Origin of the sequence: Proteiniclasticum ruminis, from assembly GCF_900115135.1 — a bacterium.
Classification (GTDB): domain Bacteria; phylum Bacillota; class Clostridia; order Clostridiales; family Clostridiaceae; genus Proteiniclasticum; species Proteiniclasticum ruminis_A.
The window spans coordinates 51602-67555 of sequence record NZ_FOVK01000003.1; the positions used below are offsets into that span (position 1 = coordinate 51602).

17 protein-coding genes and 1 other annotated feature are annotated in these 15954 nt (G+C 46.8%); of the genes, 11 read left to right on the plus strand and 6 right to left on the minus strand.

Features of this window, described 5'->3' with window-relative positions; genetic code table 11:
* Positions 1-16: 16 nt before the first annotated feature.
* On the minus strand, positions 17-313 hold the full coding sequence (locus tag BM243_RS06595; protein ID WP_074911609.1) for a hypothetical protein: 297 nt from the start codon (positions 311-313) through the stop codon (positions 17-19).
* A 189-nt stretch (positions 314-502) separates the two neighbouring features.
* On the opposite strand from BM243_RS06595, the gene BM243_RS06600 reads away from it, so the two are divergent.
* Together BM243_RS06600 and BM243_RS06605 are read left to right on the plus strand one after the other, a co-directional pair.
* Positions 503-1405, plus strand: a complete 903-nt coding sequence (locus tag BM243_RS06600) for an aldo/keto reductase (RefSeq protein ID WP_074911610.1) — start codon at positions 503-505, stop codon at positions 1403-1405.
* Positions 1406-1424: 19 nt separating this feature from the next.
* Positions 1425-2246, plus strand: coding sequence for a hypothetical protein (locus BM243_RS06605; protein ID WP_074911611.1), 822 nt, complete (start codon positions 1425-1427; stop codon positions 2244-2246).
* 61 nt (positions 2247-2307) lie between these two features.
* Here the strand turns inward: BM243_RS06605 and murI are convergent, their stop codons facing one another.
* Together murI and tyrS are read right to left on the minus strand one after the other, a co-directional pair.
* Positions 2308-3087 (minus strand): glutamate racemase, encoded by a 780-nt coding sequence (murI, locus tag BM243_RS06610; protein ID WP_074911612.1) that lies wholly within the window; start codon positions 3085-3087, stop codon positions 2308-2310.
* A gap of 76 nt (positions 3088-3163) precedes the next feature.
* Entirely contained in the window at positions 3164-4360 is a 1197-nt protein-coding gene (tyrS, locus tag BM243_RS06615; RefSeq protein WP_074911613.1) for a tyrosine--tRNA ligase, read from the minus strand.
* Between the two features lie 169 nt (positions 4361-4529).
* Positions 4530-4780, minus strand: a binding site (T-box leader).
* Positions 4781-5094: 314 nt separating this feature from the next.
* On the opposite strand from tyrS, the gene BM243_RS06620 reads away from it, so the two are divergent.
* From BM243_RS06620 to BM243_RS06665, 9 genes are all read left to right on the plus strand, one after another.
* Positions 5095-5607, plus strand: a complete 513-nt coding sequence (locus BM243_RS06620) for a peptidylprolyl isomerase (protein WP_031575117.1) — start codon at positions 5095-5097, stop codon at positions 5605-5607.
* 41 nt (positions 5608-5648) lie between these two features.
* Positions 5649-6044, plus strand: coding sequence for a DUF3783 domain-containing protein (locus tag BM243_RS06625; protein WP_074911614.1), 396 nt, complete (start codon positions 5649-5651; stop codon positions 6042-6044).
* A 7-nt stretch (positions 6045-6051) separates the two neighbouring features.
* The gene (locus BM243_RS06630) at positions 6052-6741 is read left to right on the plus strand and encodes a helix-turn-helix domain-containing protein (protein ID WP_074911615.1); all 690 of its coding nucleotides are present in this window, start codon (positions 6052-6054) and stop codon (positions 6739-6741) included.
* A 349-nt stretch (positions 6742-7090) separates the two neighbouring features.
* Positions 7091-8038 (plus strand): glycine betaine ABC transporter substrate-binding protein, encoded by a 948-nt coding sequence (locus BM243_RS06640; RefSeq protein WP_074911617.1) that lies wholly within the window; start codon positions 7091-7093, stop codon positions 8036-8038.
* Between the two features lie 24 nt (positions 8039-8062).
* A complete protein-coding gene (locus BM243_RS06645) occupies positions 8063-9211 on the plus strand; it encodes an ABC transporter permease (RefSeq protein WP_143093554.1) in 1149 nt (382 codons plus the stop codon).
* Positions 9208-10137 carry an ABC transporter ATP-binding protein gene (locus tag BM243_RS06650; RefSeq protein ID WP_074911619.1) on the plus strand — a complete coding sequence of 310 codons (930 nt, stop codon included), beginning with the start codon at positions 9208-9210 and terminating at the stop codon, positions 10135-10137. The genes BM243_RS06645 and BM243_RS06650 overlap by 4 nt, the downstream gene beginning before the upstream one ends.
* Positions 10124-10852 carry an ABC transporter permease gene (locus tag BM243_RS06655; protein WP_074911620.1) on the plus strand — a complete coding sequence of 243 codons (729 nt, stop codon included), beginning with the start codon at positions 10124-10126 and terminating at the stop codon, positions 10850-10852. Before BM243_RS06650 ends, BM243_RS06655 begins: the two co-directional genes overlap by 14 nt.
* A gap of 108 nt (positions 10853-10960) precedes the next feature.
* A complete protein-coding gene (locus BM243_RS06660; RefSeq protein ID WP_074911621.1) occupies positions 10961-12730 on the plus strand; it encodes a M3 family oligoendopeptidase in 1770 nt (589 codons plus the stop codon).
* Positions 12723-13184 (plus strand): hypothetical protein, encoded by a 462-nt coding sequence (locus BM243_RS06665; RefSeq protein WP_207646172.1) that lies wholly within the window; start codon positions 12723-12725, stop codon positions 13182-13184. Before BM243_RS06660 ends, BM243_RS06665 begins: the two co-directional genes overlap by 8 nt.
* 49 nt (positions 13185-13233) lie before the next feature.
* On the opposite strand, the gene BM243_RS06670 is transcribed toward BM243_RS06665, so the two are convergent.
* From BM243_RS06670 to BM243_RS06680, 3 genes are all read right to left on the minus strand, one after another.
* A complete protein-coding gene (locus BM243_RS06670) occupies positions 13234-14436 on the minus strand; it encodes a cation:proton antiporter (RefSeq protein ID WP_074911623.1) in 1203 nt (400 codons plus the stop codon).
* Positions 14437-14438: 2 nt separating this feature from the next.
* Entirely contained in the window at positions 14439-14777 is a 339-nt protein-coding gene (locus tag BM243_RS06675) for a hypothetical protein (protein ID WP_074911624.1), read from the minus strand.
* A 269-nt stretch (positions 14778-15046) separates the two neighbouring features.
* The gene (locus tag BM243_RS06680; protein ID WP_074911625.1) at positions 15047-15868 is read right to left on the minus strand and encodes an alpha/beta fold hydrolase; all 822 of its coding nucleotides are present in this window, start codon (positions 15866-15868) and stop codon (positions 15047-15049) included.
* Positions 15869-15954 lie beyond the last annotated feature (86 nt).

Consider the following 15954-nt stretch of genomic DNA (forward strand, 5'->3'; position numbering starts at 1 on the left):
GTCTCCGGTTTCCATTTTAGCTCTCTGTTTCTTTTTTCAGAAGTTCATCGGGATTGTGCTTTTTGATCTCTTCTTCATCATACCCTGGTAGATCTTTGGCGTTTTTCACTTCTTCTGTGATGGGATCCACATACTCTTTTTCAAACTCACTGATGACCAGGTTCTTTTCTTTCAGCTCCAGCTCATCATATTTATTGAGGTTCTCTGCTTCAAAATGAGAAGAGGCTTCATCATATTTCAGCTCGTCGGGTTTCTTTTTTTCATCCATGGTCAGCACTTCCTTTCTATGTGTACTCTGCTTTATTTCAATCATACTATGCCATCAGTTCTTTTTCTATATGAGAAGGAAAGGTTCAGGAAAAGTTTTCTATTTGCATCACTTTCCTGTGAAGAGAGCCTGAGGAAATGAGGGGAGATCCGGAAGAAGTTTTCAAAATCTTTGTAACAACAGGAAAAAACAGGATATAATGAAGAAAAGACTGAAAAATCAGGAGGAGATCATATGGATTCAGTAAGAATTTCAGATACCATGAATATGGACCGGGTCATCCACGGCCACTGGCGGCTGATGGACTGGAAGATGACACCGGAGGAGCTTCTTTCCTTTACCAAGGAAGTGCTGGAGCTTGGTGTGAGCACCATTGACACGGCAGACATCTATGGAGGATTTTCCTGCGAGGAAGCCTTTGGAGATGCACTGAAGCTGGACAAGAGCCTGCGGGAAAAACTCACCCTGGTGACCAAATGCGGTATTGTGTTTCCTTGTGAGAACCGGCCCCAGTATAAGAGCCATCACTATGACCAGTCCAGAAAGCACATCATCCAGTCAGCGGAAAGATCCCTGAAGAATATGGGCACAGACCATCTGGATCTTCTACTCATCCACAGGCCTTCACCGTTTATGGATCCTGCTGAGGTGGCAGAAGCTTTTAGAGAACTCTATGAGTCTGGAAAAGTAAGAAACTTTGGGGTATCGAATTTTAAACCGTCTCAGTTTGAGCTTCTCAGCTCCTATGTGCCGTATCCTCTGGTGACCAATCAGGTGGAGATTTCACCGCTTCATCTCCAGGTCTTTGAAGATGGCACCATGGACAGCCTCATGACAAGAGGACTCTATCCCATGGCCTGGTCGCCCCTGGCAGGGGGAGATCTTTTCACAGGAGACTCTGAGAGAATCAGAAATGTGAAGAACACACTGCTCTCCATTGGTGAAAAGTATGGCGAAGAGAGACTGGATACTTTAGCTTATGCCTTCCTTCTGAGCCATCCGGCGAAGATTCTTCCTATTGTGGGCTCCGGGAAACTGGACCGCATCAAAAATGCTGTGGATGCGCTGAAAATCAAGTTTACTTCAGAAGAGTGGCTCTCTGTCTACAAAGCATCCATCGGCAAGAACTTGCCATAATAGAAGCGGGAGGTGTCCTATGACGAATGGAAAAAACAAAGATGAAAAAGAAAAAGTAACCTTAGGTCAGGAAAAGTTTGAAGCGCCCCTTCCTTTGAAAGAAGAGGAAGTTCAGGCAGATAAGAAACTGGCCAAGGATCTTCAGGAAGAAAAGAAAAAGAATGTGGTGGAGCCGGATCAGGTTCTGGTGAAGAAAGAAGAAAAGTCCATGGCCTTCAAGAAGCCGAAGAAAGGTCAGATGTATGCCCTGGTGGCAGCCTTGGTGCTGATTCTGGTGCTGCTCTCTGAAACCATCAGAAGATCCGTGTTCCGTGCAGAGGATTCTCTTATTTTCGTGCCCAAGGGTGGAATGCTCATCCCTCCTGTAGGCACAGCCATGATTGCGGCAGCCCTGATCTTACTGATCATCGCCAGCATTTCTCTGTTTAATAAGCGTGGAAAGCTCACCGGGCAGCAGAAGGGCATTGCGATTCTTGTCAGCATCCTCATCGCCTTCATTGGCTTTACAAGTTATTTCCGCTATGTGGATTTCACAGAGACGAAGCTCATCGACAGAAGCATCTTTGCCAACAGAGAATCCACGTACCTGGATGTGACGGAAGTGCACGCTTCCACCAAGCAGGAAGGAGAAAATAATGTTCTGTACTATCACTACAAACTTCTCAGCGGACGGGACTATGAGCTGAAGGTGACAGAAAAGAACAAGGATGAGGTGAAGCTCATCGATACAAAAATCAAGAACACAGCCAAGCGTTCCATCGACAACTATGCCATTCAGGAGATGGAAAGACTGGGCATGTATACAAAGGATGAAGCGTTGAACCTCTTCATTCTGGAATAAACGAAACAAAAAGCCTAAGCATCTTTCAGTTTGATGCTTAGGCTTTTACTTTCCTTCTAGTTCACTGGTCACTGCTCTCTTCAAGAAGCCTGAAGGACAGCTCCTGAAACTTTTCCTCAGGGCTGGAGTTCAGCACCAGGAGGGTTCCTTTTTCCTCTTTATCTGTGAGCAGATCCCTCTCTAGGAGCACTTCCTTCAGATGCCTTGCGGTGCCTTCACTGCCATCCACGATGAGGACGTCCTTTCCGTAGATTCTTCTTAAAGAAGGCTTGATGAAGGGATAGTGGGTACAGCCAAGGACCACAGCGCTCATTTCCTTTTCCACGCTTTTCAGCGCTTCTTCCAGAAAAAGATAGCTTTTCTCCTGGTAGTCCCCACCTTCTTCAATGATTTCCACAAGGCCTGGCAGAGGAAGTGTCTCTACGCTGCGGCTTTCTTTATAGCGGTCCAGAAGATTTTTGAACTTCTTTTCCTCCAGGGTTCTTTTCGTGGCCAGGACGAGGATATTGCCTGTTTCCGTATGGTCCACCGCAACCTTCAGGGCTGGTTCAATACCAATGACAGGAAGATCTGGATAAGACTGTCTGAGATCTTCTATGGCAGCACTGGTGGCGGTGTTGCAGGCCACGACCAAGGCTTTGATGGAATACTCCATGAGTTTTTCCACCACCTGAAAAGAGAGCTTTTTGATGGTAGCCAGATCTTTATCACCATAGGGAGCATTCAAGGAATCCCCGAAATAGACAAAATCTTCTTGGGGTAAAATATCCATGGCTTTCTTTAGAACACTGATGCCGCCGACACCGGAATCGAAAAAGCCAATGGGTGCTGTACTTGCCATAAAAGCGCCTCCTGAGTAGCATGTTTTCATACTGTTTACTAGATTCATTCTAGCAAAAGAGAGGCTCTTTTACAATTTACGCAGGTATGATTTTCACATGGGTCCGCTTTCCAATGGAAAGGGTGAAGCTTCCTTCTGCTGGCAGTTCCTCTTCTTTGGAGATTTTTTCTCCATTCACAGCAAGTCCCTTTTGCGCCAGCAGCCTTTTGAATGCATTCTGGCTCTCCACATAGCCTCTTTCTCTCAGTAGAACTGCCAAAGGCATACTGGAGGGTTCCCAGAGAAGCTCCGGCAGATTCTCAGGAATCTCTTCCTTGGTGAACACGGTGGTGAAATAGACTTCCGCCTCCTTGGCAGCTTCTTCCCCATGATAGAGTCCTGTGAGAAGTCTTGAAAGCTGAAGCTTCACATTTTTGGGGTTCTCCTCTTTTAGGGTGTTCTCTATATGCAAGAGTTCTTCTGGTGTGAGATCTGTCACTAAGGTGAAGTATTTCAGGATGAGGCTGTCCGGCAGCGTCATGATTTTCTGAAACATCACTTTAGGTTCCTCGTCAATGCCCACATAGTTTCCGAGGCTTTTACTCATCTTCTCCACACCATCCAGACCTTCTAAAAGAGGCATCATGAGCACCGTCTGAGGAGACTGGCCTCTGGATTTCTGCAGAGTCCTTCCCATGAGAAGATTGAAGGTCTGATCGGTTCCCCCAAGCTCCACATCCGCTTTTATCATGAGGGAGTCGTATCCTTGAAGAAGGGGATAGACAAACTCATTGAGGCCAATGGGGAAACCCGATTCAAACCGCTTTTTGAAATCCTCCCGCTCCATCATTCTTGCCACGGTGGTGGTTTTCATAAGGAGAAGGGTTTCTTGAAGATCCATCTTCTCCAGCCAAGTGCTGTTGAAGTGGACCACAGTTTTATCTGGATCCAGTATCTTAAAAATCTGATCCGTGTAGGTTTTTGCGTTTTCCAGCACCTTTTCTTTGGAGAGCTCCACCCGGGATTTTGATTTTCCCGTGGGATCTCCGATTCTTCCTGTAAAATCTCCAATGATGATATGCACCTCATGACCCAGATCCTGAAATGCTTTCAGTTTACGGAGAACCACCGTATGTCCCAGATGAATGTCCGGTGCACTGGGGTCCAGCCCCAGTTTCACCTTCAGTTTTTTTCCATGCTTCAGTTTTTCCTTCAGTTCTTCCATGCCGATGACTTCCTCTGCCCCTTTTTCAATGAGTGCCAGAATCGAGTCCAGTTGTTCCAAGTTTTCCATACGATCATTCTCCTAACTTTTTTTCTCCGTGCTCCGTAACCTTCTGTTCTTTTCCATGCTTCCATACTGCCTGTGCTTCTGTGCTTCTTTTTTTCTCCATACTTCTGTACTGCTGGCTTTTCTTTATTTTGGCCAAAAATAAAAAATCTCCATCCCTTCAGATTCTCTCTGAAAGGATGAAGACATAAGCTCCATGGTACCACCTTAATTTATCTCTCATGTTGCCATGAGAAAACTTATCGGGTACATTCATACCCTAGCACGGTAACGGGTGCAGTCTTCCGAGGCAGCCTACTCTTTACGCATTTCGGTGCCTGGCTCAGGGACGTATTCATAGAAGCTGACCTATTTCCTCACACCACACCGGAAACTCTCTTTAAGTGCCATACTTTTATTACTCTTTCCCATCAAAGCCTTTGCTGTTTGATTTATGATTGATTCTAAGTCTTTTAGATCCGGATGTCAAGGCTGTAATTTTATTTTACTCAAAAAAAAACCCCCATATGGGGTTATGAGATGATAAAAAGGGAAAAGAACGATTGACATTCTCTTCAGCTGGGCAGTCCCATGGGAAGATGTTCCTGCCGGATAGTGATGATGACACTACGAACCTTTGTTCTGTTTAAAGTATAATACAAACAGGTGTTCACGTCAATAGGGAAGAATATTTTTCTTTTCTTTGGAACTCTTGGTATAATAGAGGGGCAATGTAATTAAAAAGGAGTGTTTTATACATGAATCCAATCGTAACCATTAAGCTTGCAACTGGAAAAGAAATTAAAATAGAGCTGTACAAAGATCTGGCGCCAAATACCGTAAAGAACTTTGTGTCTCTGGTGAACAAGGGGTTTTATGACGGACTGAAGTTCCACAGAGTCATCCCAGGCTTTATGATCCAGGGTGGATGCCCAGAAGGCATCGGCATTGGCGGACCAGGGCACAGAATCAAAGGGGAGTTCCGGGCCAATGGTTTCCAGAACGATCTGAAGCATACGAAAGGTGTTATTTCCATGGCAAGAAGCCAGCACAATGATTCCGCAGGAAGCCAGTTCTTCCTTATGGTGGCAGATGCCCCACATCTGGACGGACAGTACGCAGGATTTGGCGCAGTCATTGAAGGTCTTGAGAATGCCCTGGAAATTGCCAGAGTGGACAGAGACTACAGAGATATGCCAAGAGTGGACCAGATTATGGAAAAAGTCACAGTAGAACATGCAGAAGACCTGGGAGCACCAGAGGTTCTGTAGCATCTTTCAAGTGTGTGTTAAATAACTTGTAGGAGAGTACAATGTCAGAGAATAAAAAAATACTGGTTTATGGACTGAGTGAAACGGAGATGGCCCATCTTCGAGGAGAAGGGCTTCATCTTCATGAAATCCATCAGGGAAATGCTGGAGGCACACTGGGAGAGCTTATTGAAAACAAAGAAGTTCCTCATGTGGGAGAGCCTTTAGGCGTTGTGAAAATCATGATCTTCTGCGGCTTTGAAGCGGACGATCATTTAAAAGAGCTGATCACGAAAATCAGAAAAGAGTATGTGTTTGGGTCCATCATGGCCCTCATCACAAAAACCAACATCAGCTGGCGTTTTGACTATATGATTGAGCATCTCCTGGAAGAACGGGAAGAGAACCGTCAGATTGAAAAAGAACGCCGGGCGCAGTATCAGGAAAAACTGGGGTGAAAATAAAATGGCAAGAGTAGGCGAAGAGCTGAAGAAAAACAGGCTGGATGCCAATATGACCTTGAAACAGGTGGCAAAAAAGCTGGGTGTTTCTGAAAGCTTTGTGAATGAAGTGGAGCAAGGCAGAAAGGTCGTCAACGAGGATCTTCTGAAACGCTTCAGCAAGGTGTTCGACAAGAACATCAGCACCATGGGTCTTGGATCCCTGGAGGAAGCGGCTCAGACGGAGTCTGTGGCAAGAACCAAAGAAATCATCAAGAAAGAAGTCTATGTGGCACCCAAAACACCGGTGAATGAGCTTTGGAACCAGGCCTTTGGCGAAAACATCAAAAATGTGCCAGTGTTTGAAGAATCCATGAAAAGCCCCATCTCCCATAAGGGATATGTGGTGGAAAGCAAGAAGATTGAAGGGTTTCCCATGGACAAGGTGCTTCTTGTGAAATCAGGAAGTGAGGATCTGAAAGGCTATGGCATCAGGAAGGGAGATCTTCTTTTTGGTGTGGAAGCAAAGGACATTCAAGGAACCAGTTTTATGCTGGTCTCTGTACAGGGAAAGAACCTTTTGAGGAGAGTCAAAAACCTCAACAATGGGTCCGTGGAGCTTCAGAGCTTCAGAGAAAAAGAAGAGGTCAGAAAGGTGCCCGTAAAAGATGTGCTTCCTTTGGTAAAATTTCATAAATTAGAAAGAGCATTATAATTATCAACAAACGAGGAGCAGGACCTGTGGAAAACCATCGGGGATCTGCTCTTTTTCTTTACACTGATTCAGAGTACAAAAGAGCATTGTCAGAAGATTCCGTCACAGCTTATCCACAGATTGTGGATAAAAAACCCTTTTCTATGGATAACTATTCTTTTTTAGCAGGTTATGCACAAGGTGAATCCTTCTATTTATGCACATTGAAATCTCATCGTAAAAAGTTCATGCATTGTTCCCTTATTCTTCACGGAATATTACATTTGGTCGTAAAGGAGAAGATATAATAGTAAGTACAAAGAAGTATGATAAGATTACGCTACAATGAAAGAACGAAAGGAAGATAGATATGAGAAAGAAAATAGGACTGCTGTTGTCTCTGACCCTGGCTCTTGGTATACTTTCCGCCTGTGCATCTCCTGAAACTGGAGAAGAGGTGAAGAATCCGGAGGATGCCATCACTTTGGGCTCCTTTGTGGATACAGAAGGAGGAATCCTTGGCAATATGCTGCTTCTGGCCCTGGAAAACAAGGGATATCTCATAGAAGACAAAGTGCAGTTCGGAACACCGGATGTGCACAGAAATGCGCTTCTGCAAGGAGAACTCGATCTAGGCATCGACTATACAGGAAACGGACAGTTCTACTCAGAAGGCATTGACCCTTCGGTCTGGGTGGATGCGGTGAAGGGCTATGAAGCCATACAAGCCTATGATGAAGAAGAGAACAGTCTCATCTGGATGGCTCCAGCCAAAGCAAACAATACAGAAGCTCTGGCGGTGAAGGAAGACTTTGCGGAAGAGAATGGGATTGCCACCATGGAAGATTTTGCAAGATATGTCAATGAAGGTGGGGAAGTGAAGCTTATCACTTCTCAGCTCTTCGCTGAAAAAGAGCAGGGACTTCTGGGACTGGAAAAAGCCTATGGATTCAAGCTGCAGCCAAGCCAGCTGATTCTACTTCCCCATGGAAACACCGCAGAGACTCTGAAGGCACTGGCCAGTGGAACAGATGGTGTCAATGTGGCTCTTGCCTATGCTACAGATGGATCCCTGGTGGATCTGGCCCTTAGAATCATTGAAGATCCAAAGTCCATTCCGCCGGTCTATGAGCCCTCTGCCATCATCCGGAAAGAAGTCCTCGACAAGTATCCGGAAGTGAAAGAAATCGTGGAGGAAGTATTTGCGCTCCTGACCAAAGAAAATCTGCAGGAAATGAACAAAGCCGTCATCGTGGATGGAAAATCCCCCAAGGATGTGGCAAAGGAGTTCCTCACTGAAAATAAACTGCTGCCATAACAGACGAGATGGAAGGTGCTGCTTTTGAAGAAGAAACTGGATTATCCCCAATTGGTGTACAGCTTTTTAGGTCTGCTGGCACTGCTTTTACTAAATATATCCGAAGTGAAACCCAACCGTATTGCGCCGGGAGAAAAGTTCAGACTCTTTGAGCTTTCCGGGTTGCCCATGATGATTTTTGTCATGGGCTTTCTTGTGCTGATGCTGCTTTCCTATGATTTTTCGGGAAGTAAGGCCGTGGTTTCCGGTATCCTTTCCCCGGTTCTGTTCGCAGGGATTCTTTTTGTCCTGGGCAGGGTCTCCCTGGATATGGCGAAAGATGCGCCCACCATGAGGCTGACCTTTTCCGCTGGCTTCTACGGGATTCTTCTCATGGTGTATCTTCTCGTAGGACATGGGCTGTCGAAAAAACCCAGAAGGCAGTATCTCATCTATATGGGACTTCTTCTCAGCGGTGCAGTGATGGTCTTTCTTCTTACGTCTGGACAGTTTCAGGTGTTTTCCATCATGAAAGAGTTTGAAAATAAAAGAGCCCAGTTTTTCACAAGCTTCACGGAGCACCTGTTCCTTTCCATGGGCTCTGTGCTGGCAGGGTTGCTCCTTGCAGTTCCCCTGGGGTATCTGGCCTACCGCAGAAAAAAGCTGGAGTCTTTTGTCATGGTGCCGCTGTCCATTCTGGAAACCATTCCCAGTCTGTCTCTTTTTGGTGTTCTTTTGGTTCCTTTGGCTGCCCTGGGAAGACTTCCCTTTTTTAAAGCCCTTGGGGTCAGCGGCATCGGATGGGCACCGGCCTTTGTTGCCCTCACGCTTTATACGCTCTTGCCCATCGGCAGAAACACCTTGGTGGGATTTTCCACCGTGGATCAGAGTGTCATCGAAGCGGCCAGAGGCATGGGCATGAACAGGTCTGAAATATTCCGCCGGATCCTTTTTCCTCTGGCGCTGCCCATCATTCTGACAGGTCTTCGCATCGCCATGGTCCAGACCTTGGGAGGCGCAGTACTGGCTGGCCTTGTGGGGGGCGGAGGTCTTGGAAGCTTTGTGTTCCTGGGCCTTGCAGAAGGATCTCCGGATCTTGTGCTTCTTGGGGTCATCCCCATTGTGGTCATGACCCTTTCGCTGGACAGCACCTTGAAAGCGCTGGTGAAGAGATTGAGGAGGGATGAATTATGATTAAACTGCAAAATGTTGTGAAAAATTATGAAGGATATGAGGCGGTGAAAGGCATCTCTCTAGAAGTCAAAGAAGGAGAGCTTTATGTGCTTCTAGGTCCTTCGGGCTGTGGAAAATCCACGACTCTTCGGCTCATCAACAAGATGATCGACCGCACCTCGGGAGAGATCTTTGTGGAAGGAGAACCTGTGGACGCCTTCAAAGTGGAGTCCCTTCGGAAGAAAATGGGGTATGTCATCCAGAGCACTGGGCTTTTTCCCCATATGTCTGTGGAGGAGAACATCGCAACGGTGCCCCGGCTTCTCAAATGGAAGGAAGAGGACATCCGAAAAAGAGGAGAGGAGATGCTGAGGCTTGTGGGACTGTCTCCGGAAGTATATGGCAAGAAACTTCCAAAGGAACTATCTGGGGGAGAAGCCCAGAGAGTGGGTGTAGCAAGAGCCCTGGCGGCAGATCCTCATATTCTTCTCATGGATGAGCCTTTTGGGGCGGTGGATCCCATCAGCAGGGTGAGGCTTCAGAAAGAGTTCCGGGAAATTCAGAAGAAACTTGGAAAAACCGTTATTTTTGTGACCCATGACGTGGAAGAGGCTCTGCTGCTTGCGGACCGGCTCTGCCTCATGAAAGAGGGGAACATCGTTCAGGAAGGAACACCAGAAGAGGTGATTCTAAGACCTAAGGACCCCTTTGTGGAGGATTTCTTTGGCAAAGAAGGGACTTTAAGTCTTCTCACCAGATTCAAAGCCATGGATTTCAGGGAAGAGAAGCCCCTTCCAGGAGAACCTCTTCCCGAGGAGACCACCCTGAAAGAAGCGCTCTCCACCATGATGCTTCTTGGCGTAGGAAGACTTCCCATTGGCGGCGGCAGCATCACGCTGGCAGCCATCATGGAGGTTATCAGGAGGTGGAGCCATGAAGAGGAGTAGAGTCTATGCCGCACTTCTTCTCAGTGTCCTTCTTCTGCTTCTTCTCGTCTTTCCCAAAGAGTTTGAGGGGTTTCTCGGAAGATATTTCCTCTCCAAGTTTCCAGAAGGATCCAGAACGCCACTATCTCAGCTTTTTATCGAGCATATGGAAATGGTTGTGATTTCCAGTGCCTTGGCCATATCCTCAGGCATCTTTCTGGGCATCTTTCTCACCACGAAAGTGGGAGCACCTTTTAAGGATTCTCTTCTGAAACTGGTGAGCCTTGGACAGACCTTTCCTTCGGCAGCGCTCCTGGCTCTGGTGGTGCCTGTGGTGGGCTATGGCCTCAAGGGCGCACTCATTGCTCTGTATCTGTATGCTCTGATGCCCATTGTCTACAATGTGGTGGTGGGGATTGAGGAAGTGCCGGAAAGTGTCGTGGAGGCTGCAAAGGGCATGGGCATGAGTGAAGTGGAGATTTATAGAAAAGTGAAGATTCCTTTGGCCATGAATGCGATTTTAGGGGGCATCCGAACTTCTACGGTAATCAACATCAGCGCCGCAACCTTAGCGGCGGCAGCAGGGGCTGGTGGCCTTGGGGTTCTTGTGGTCAACGGCGTTAGGACCTTTGATATGATCCTCATCCTCATGGGATCCATTCCAGTGACCCTTCTGGCGGTGATTGTGGAGCTTTCCTTGGAAGAGCTGCAGAAAAGAACGATTTATACCCAATAACACAGAATCTTGGAGAGCCGTACAGAAAACACGGCTCTCTTTTCAGTTTCTCTGAAGTGGGTGTTATAATCGGAATAACGAAATGGAACAAAGAAAGGTGGAACTAGAATGAAATGGAGTCTGAAAGAACTGTATGAGAGCTTTGAATCCCCTGAATTTTTAAGGGATTCAAAAAGGATCCTCACCCTCATTGAAGAAGTGAATGCCTACGCAGAGAAAGAGTTTCAAGAGGTGGAGAGGGCCAAGGAGAAACTTGAGACCTACCTTCAGTATGAGATGGAGATGTCAAATCTCGTGTCAAGGGTCATGGGATTTGCAAACCTCACCATGTCAACGGACGCGAGAAATGAAGCAGCCAGAGAACATTTTTCAAGAATTGCCATGAAGCTTTCTGCCATTACGAAGGCAGAAGTTCTCTTTAAGAGGTTCGTGCAAAAACTTGAGAATCTGGAAGAAATTGTCAGTGAAAGCGCCTTCTTGACGGAGCACAGATTTATTTTAGAAGAAGCGAAAAAGGAAGGGCAGTATCTCTTAAGTGATGCGGAAGAAATGCTCCTTGCGAAGATGTCCAATACTGGCTCCAAAGCCTGGACCAATCTGCAGAACATCCTTACTTCGACACTTCTGGTGGAGATGGAAAAGGAAGGAGAGAACGTGTCACTGCCCCTTCCTGCTGTAAGAAACCTTGCTTATGACAAGGATCCTGCCGTGAGAAAAGCTGCCTATGAGGCAGAACTTGCTGCCTACAAAAAAGTGGAGGAGTCCTCTGCCGCAGCCCTGAACGGCATCAAAGGAGAAGTGCTCACGGTGTCAGAGCTGCGAGGCTTTGAGACACCCCTTCATGAAACTCTTTTCCAGTCCCGTATGGAGAAGGAAACTCTGGACGCCATGTTTGACGCCATAAGAGAGGCTCTGCCAAGCTTCAGAAAATATCTTAAGAGAAAAGCAGCGCTTCTTGGACATCAGAAGGGACTGCCCTTCTACGACCTTTTTGCTCCCATGGGTGAAAGCCAGATGCAGTTCACTTATGAGGAAGCCATGGACTACATCGTGAAAAATTTCAGCACCTTCAGCCCGAAACTCGGACAGTATGCTAAGGAAGCCTATGAGAAGAACTGGCTGGATGTGGAGCCTCGGGAAGGAAAAAGAGGCGGCGCCTTCTGCTCCAATCTTCATGTCATCGGAGAATCAAGAATTCTCTCAAACTTTGACGGAAGCTTCAGCAACATGACGACCCTTGCCCATGAACTGGGCCATGGCTATCATGGGTTTAATCTGAAAGAGGAAACCATCTTAAACAGCAGCTATCCTATGCCCATTGCAGAGACTGCGTCCATCTTCTGTGAGACCATCGTGGTTCAGGCAGCGCTGAAGGAAATGAGTGATGCGGAGGCTGTGACCATTCTGGAGCAGAGCATCTCTGATGCCACCCAGGTCATCGTGGACATCTATTCCAGATACCTCTTTGAAACCAAGCTTTTTGAAACAAGAAAAGACCATCCTCTTTCCGTGAAAGAGCTCAACGCCTTTATGCTGGAAGCCCAGAAGGAAGCCTATGGGGATGGACTGGATGAGGAAGTTCTGCATCCCTACATGTGGCTCAATAAGACCCACTACTACTCTGCGGGCAGAAATTTCTACAACTTCCCTTATGCCTTTGGACTCTTATTCTCCAAGGGTCTGTACGCCATCTACCTGAACCGTGGAGAATCCTTCGTGCCAGAGTATGATGCGCTGCTCTCTGTGACTGGAAAGAAAAGCATCAAAGAAGTGGCAGAGCTCATGGACATTGATGTCACAAAGCCAGGCTTCTTCAGAGACTCTTTGAAGATTGTGGAAAGAGATATTGAGAAGTTCCTGGAGCTTACAAGTGAGTAGTATGGATGAAGAGATGTGCACTATCCATAGGAAACTTGCGGTAGAGGCTTTCAATGGCGCCTGGGACCTTCTCGAGAAGGAAAACCGCACCGAAGAAGAGGATCTTCAGATGATCCATCAAGCTCATGCCTCCAGGTATCATTGGGGCTTTGTGGGTACTACACTGGAATGGGCCAGGGGAGAGTGGCAGATTTCAAGGGTGTACAGTGTTCTTGGTCACGGTAAAGAAGCACTGTATCATGGCGAGAAAAGCCTTCAGTTCTGTAAGGAAGGATCCCATGGAGATTTCGATTTGGTGTTTGCCTTTGAAGCTTTGGCTAGGGCAAGTGCAGTACTTTCTGAAAAGGAAGACATGATAAAGTGGATTTCTCTGGCTAGGGAAGCAGTAAAAAGCGTGAAGAATAAAGAAGATGAGGAGTATGTGCTCCGGGAGCTTCACAGCATATCACGATAAAACATAGAGATAAAAAGAAGACCTGACAAAATCTGTCAGGTCTTCTTTGTTATAGAGCTGGATTCAGTTTCTTTTTCATGGCAGGTTCAATGTCGCCAGCCTTGGTCAGAGCAATCTTCGTGGCCACAGGACCTACCAGTTCATAGATCACTGTGCCAGCGAGAATGATGACCTTGATGGTTTGTCCAAACTCCGGCACCACCGTGAGCGAAAGAGTTGCAAGACCGATGGCTACACCAGCTTGAGGAATCAAGGTGAATCCGAGATACTTCTTTACAGGTTCAGGAGAATGACATAGGGTAGCACCCAGGGTTGCGCCAAAAACCTTGCCTAGAACCCGAACGAGCACATAGATGAGGCCTGTTACGCCAACAGAGGGGAGAATACCGATGTTGAGGTCTGCTCCAGAGAAGAAGAAAAACAGCATAAAGATGGGAGGCGTAAACCCGTCCACCATACTGAAGATGGCTTCAGAATCCTTGGAGAGATTCACAAATAGAGCGCTCATGGCCATGGCGGAAAGAAGTTCAGAAAGCCCGAACATCTTGGAAAGACCTACCGTCAGTGCAATCATCGCGATGGCGATGGAAAGCCGGTTTCCCTTATTGGAGAACCATTTGACAAGAAGGGTCAGAAGAACACCCATGGCAGCACCGAGCAATAGAGCGAGAATAATTTCAAGAACCGGTGTCACAAGGGTCAGCCAAAGTGGGCTGGTGCCTGTGGCCCCAAGAGCTTTTACTACTGCCAGGGAGATGCCGAAAAGCATCAGAGCGATGGCGTCATCAATGGCAACCACGGGCATAAGGGTTTCTGTTACAGGGCCTTTGGCCTTATACTGTCTTACCACCATGAGGGTAGCTGCTGGAGCAGTTGCTGCGGCAATGGCACCCAGCATGAGTGAAAACTGAAGGTTATGCCCTGTGGCAATGAGTGCGACGTCTACAAAAATCACTGCAAGCAGGGCTTCCAGGATGGCAATGATGATGGGGGCTTTGCCCGCTTTCTTCAGATAACTGAGTTTAAATTCTGCCCCAATGGAAAAGGCGATGAAGCCCAGCGCAAACTCAGAGACAGAATGAAAGCTCGCCACAGACTCTTCTGAAAGGATGCCCAAAACAAAGGGTCCTGCCAGGATGCCCATGAGAAGATATCCTGTGACGTTTGGAAGGTGCATCTTCTTTACCACCTTGCTGGAAAGAAGAGCCAGAATCAGAGCGATGCCCAAATGTATAAAAAGACTGTTTTCCATGCTTATTCACCCAGCCCTTCCACAGAAGTGATGGGAATAGAGAACATGATCCCTGCGCCAGGTTTGTTGAGGTCTCCAGTGATACGCTTGATGGTGGATTTCGTTGCAAGCACCTGCTCTTCCTGAAGGACGAAAAGCAGTACATGGCTCTTTTCTTCAATGGTATCATTCATGAGATGTCTCAGCATACCGAAAATCGGCACTTCTTCCTGCTTCATGAGGATGTTGGCCATACCCTTTCCTTCCAGAAGGGTACCGCCTTTCACACCGGCTTCTGCCAGGGAGGTGATGAGGGTTTGGATACAGTCCAGATCTTTCAAAATAAGAATTAATAATTGCATAAAGTCTCCTTTCTTTCCTAAAACGACGTTTTCTATGTTACGCTTCTGATTTTTCTTTGTCAAAAGAGATACATTTTGACAGACAAAGAAATAATAAAGAATCCCTCATTAATTGAGGTAAATTAACTGTTAAATTGAAACAATTTAAGTATGAAATAGTTTTCTCTTTGTATCTGTGAAATTTACGAAGATTTTAATACCACGGAAAAAGCATCCATACCTATTGAGAAACCTCTAGGATGGATGCTTTTCATGGATGTGGCAGCAGTTTATTTTACAGTGTTTTTCAGGATGAAGCCAAGAAGGAGTGTTGTCACTTCCTTGGGTTTTTCGAAGATGGATACATGACCGCACTCCGGAAGTGTCACATACTCCGATCCGGAAATATGGTGGTGGATCCGGAGGGACTCCTCCGGTGTTTTCAGGATGTCCTGTTCTCCGCAAACAATGAGAGAAGGGGCTTTGATGGACTGAAGCTCTTCTTTTGACATCTGTACATCCTGAAGAAAGCTGTCATATAGAGTCACCTGCCCGGAAAGATAGTCCTGTCCGATGCCCTTGGTGGCTTTTGCCCTTTGGGACAGGAACTCTTTGTTCTCTTTGATGAACTTTTCTCCGTAGATGGAAGGCATCAGGGTGTTGAAAAAGGACTCCCCATCGCCTGTTAGAGCTGGTGCTTTCCAGGAGGAGACAAAGGAGCTGCCCACGGCGGTTTTCTCGCTGGTGGAGTCGATGACCACCATACTTTGCACTCTCTCAGGATGATGCATGGAAAGCCTCATGGCCACTTCTCCCCCATAAGAAGTGCCCACCAGGTGTGCTTTTTGGATGCCTAGATGATCCATGAGCTTTACGGCTTCATCCGCATGCTCTTTGAACGTATAGGGTCCTTGTGGTTTGCCGGACTTCAGCTGCCCCTTGAAGTCATGGAGAAGCACCCGGTAACCTGAGTCCTCAAAAGGTTTTGACAGCACGTACCAGCTGTTTGTGGATGCCATGACGCCATTGAGAAAAAGAATGGTCTCCTTTCCCTCTGGATTTCCCCGCAGCTCAAAATAAAGCTTCATTCCATCTAGTTCGAAAAATGACATAAAAATAGCCCCCTTTGGATGATAATTTGAGCCCATTATAATCCAAAGGGGAACCTGATGCAATCATCATATTTGGTTATTTCGTT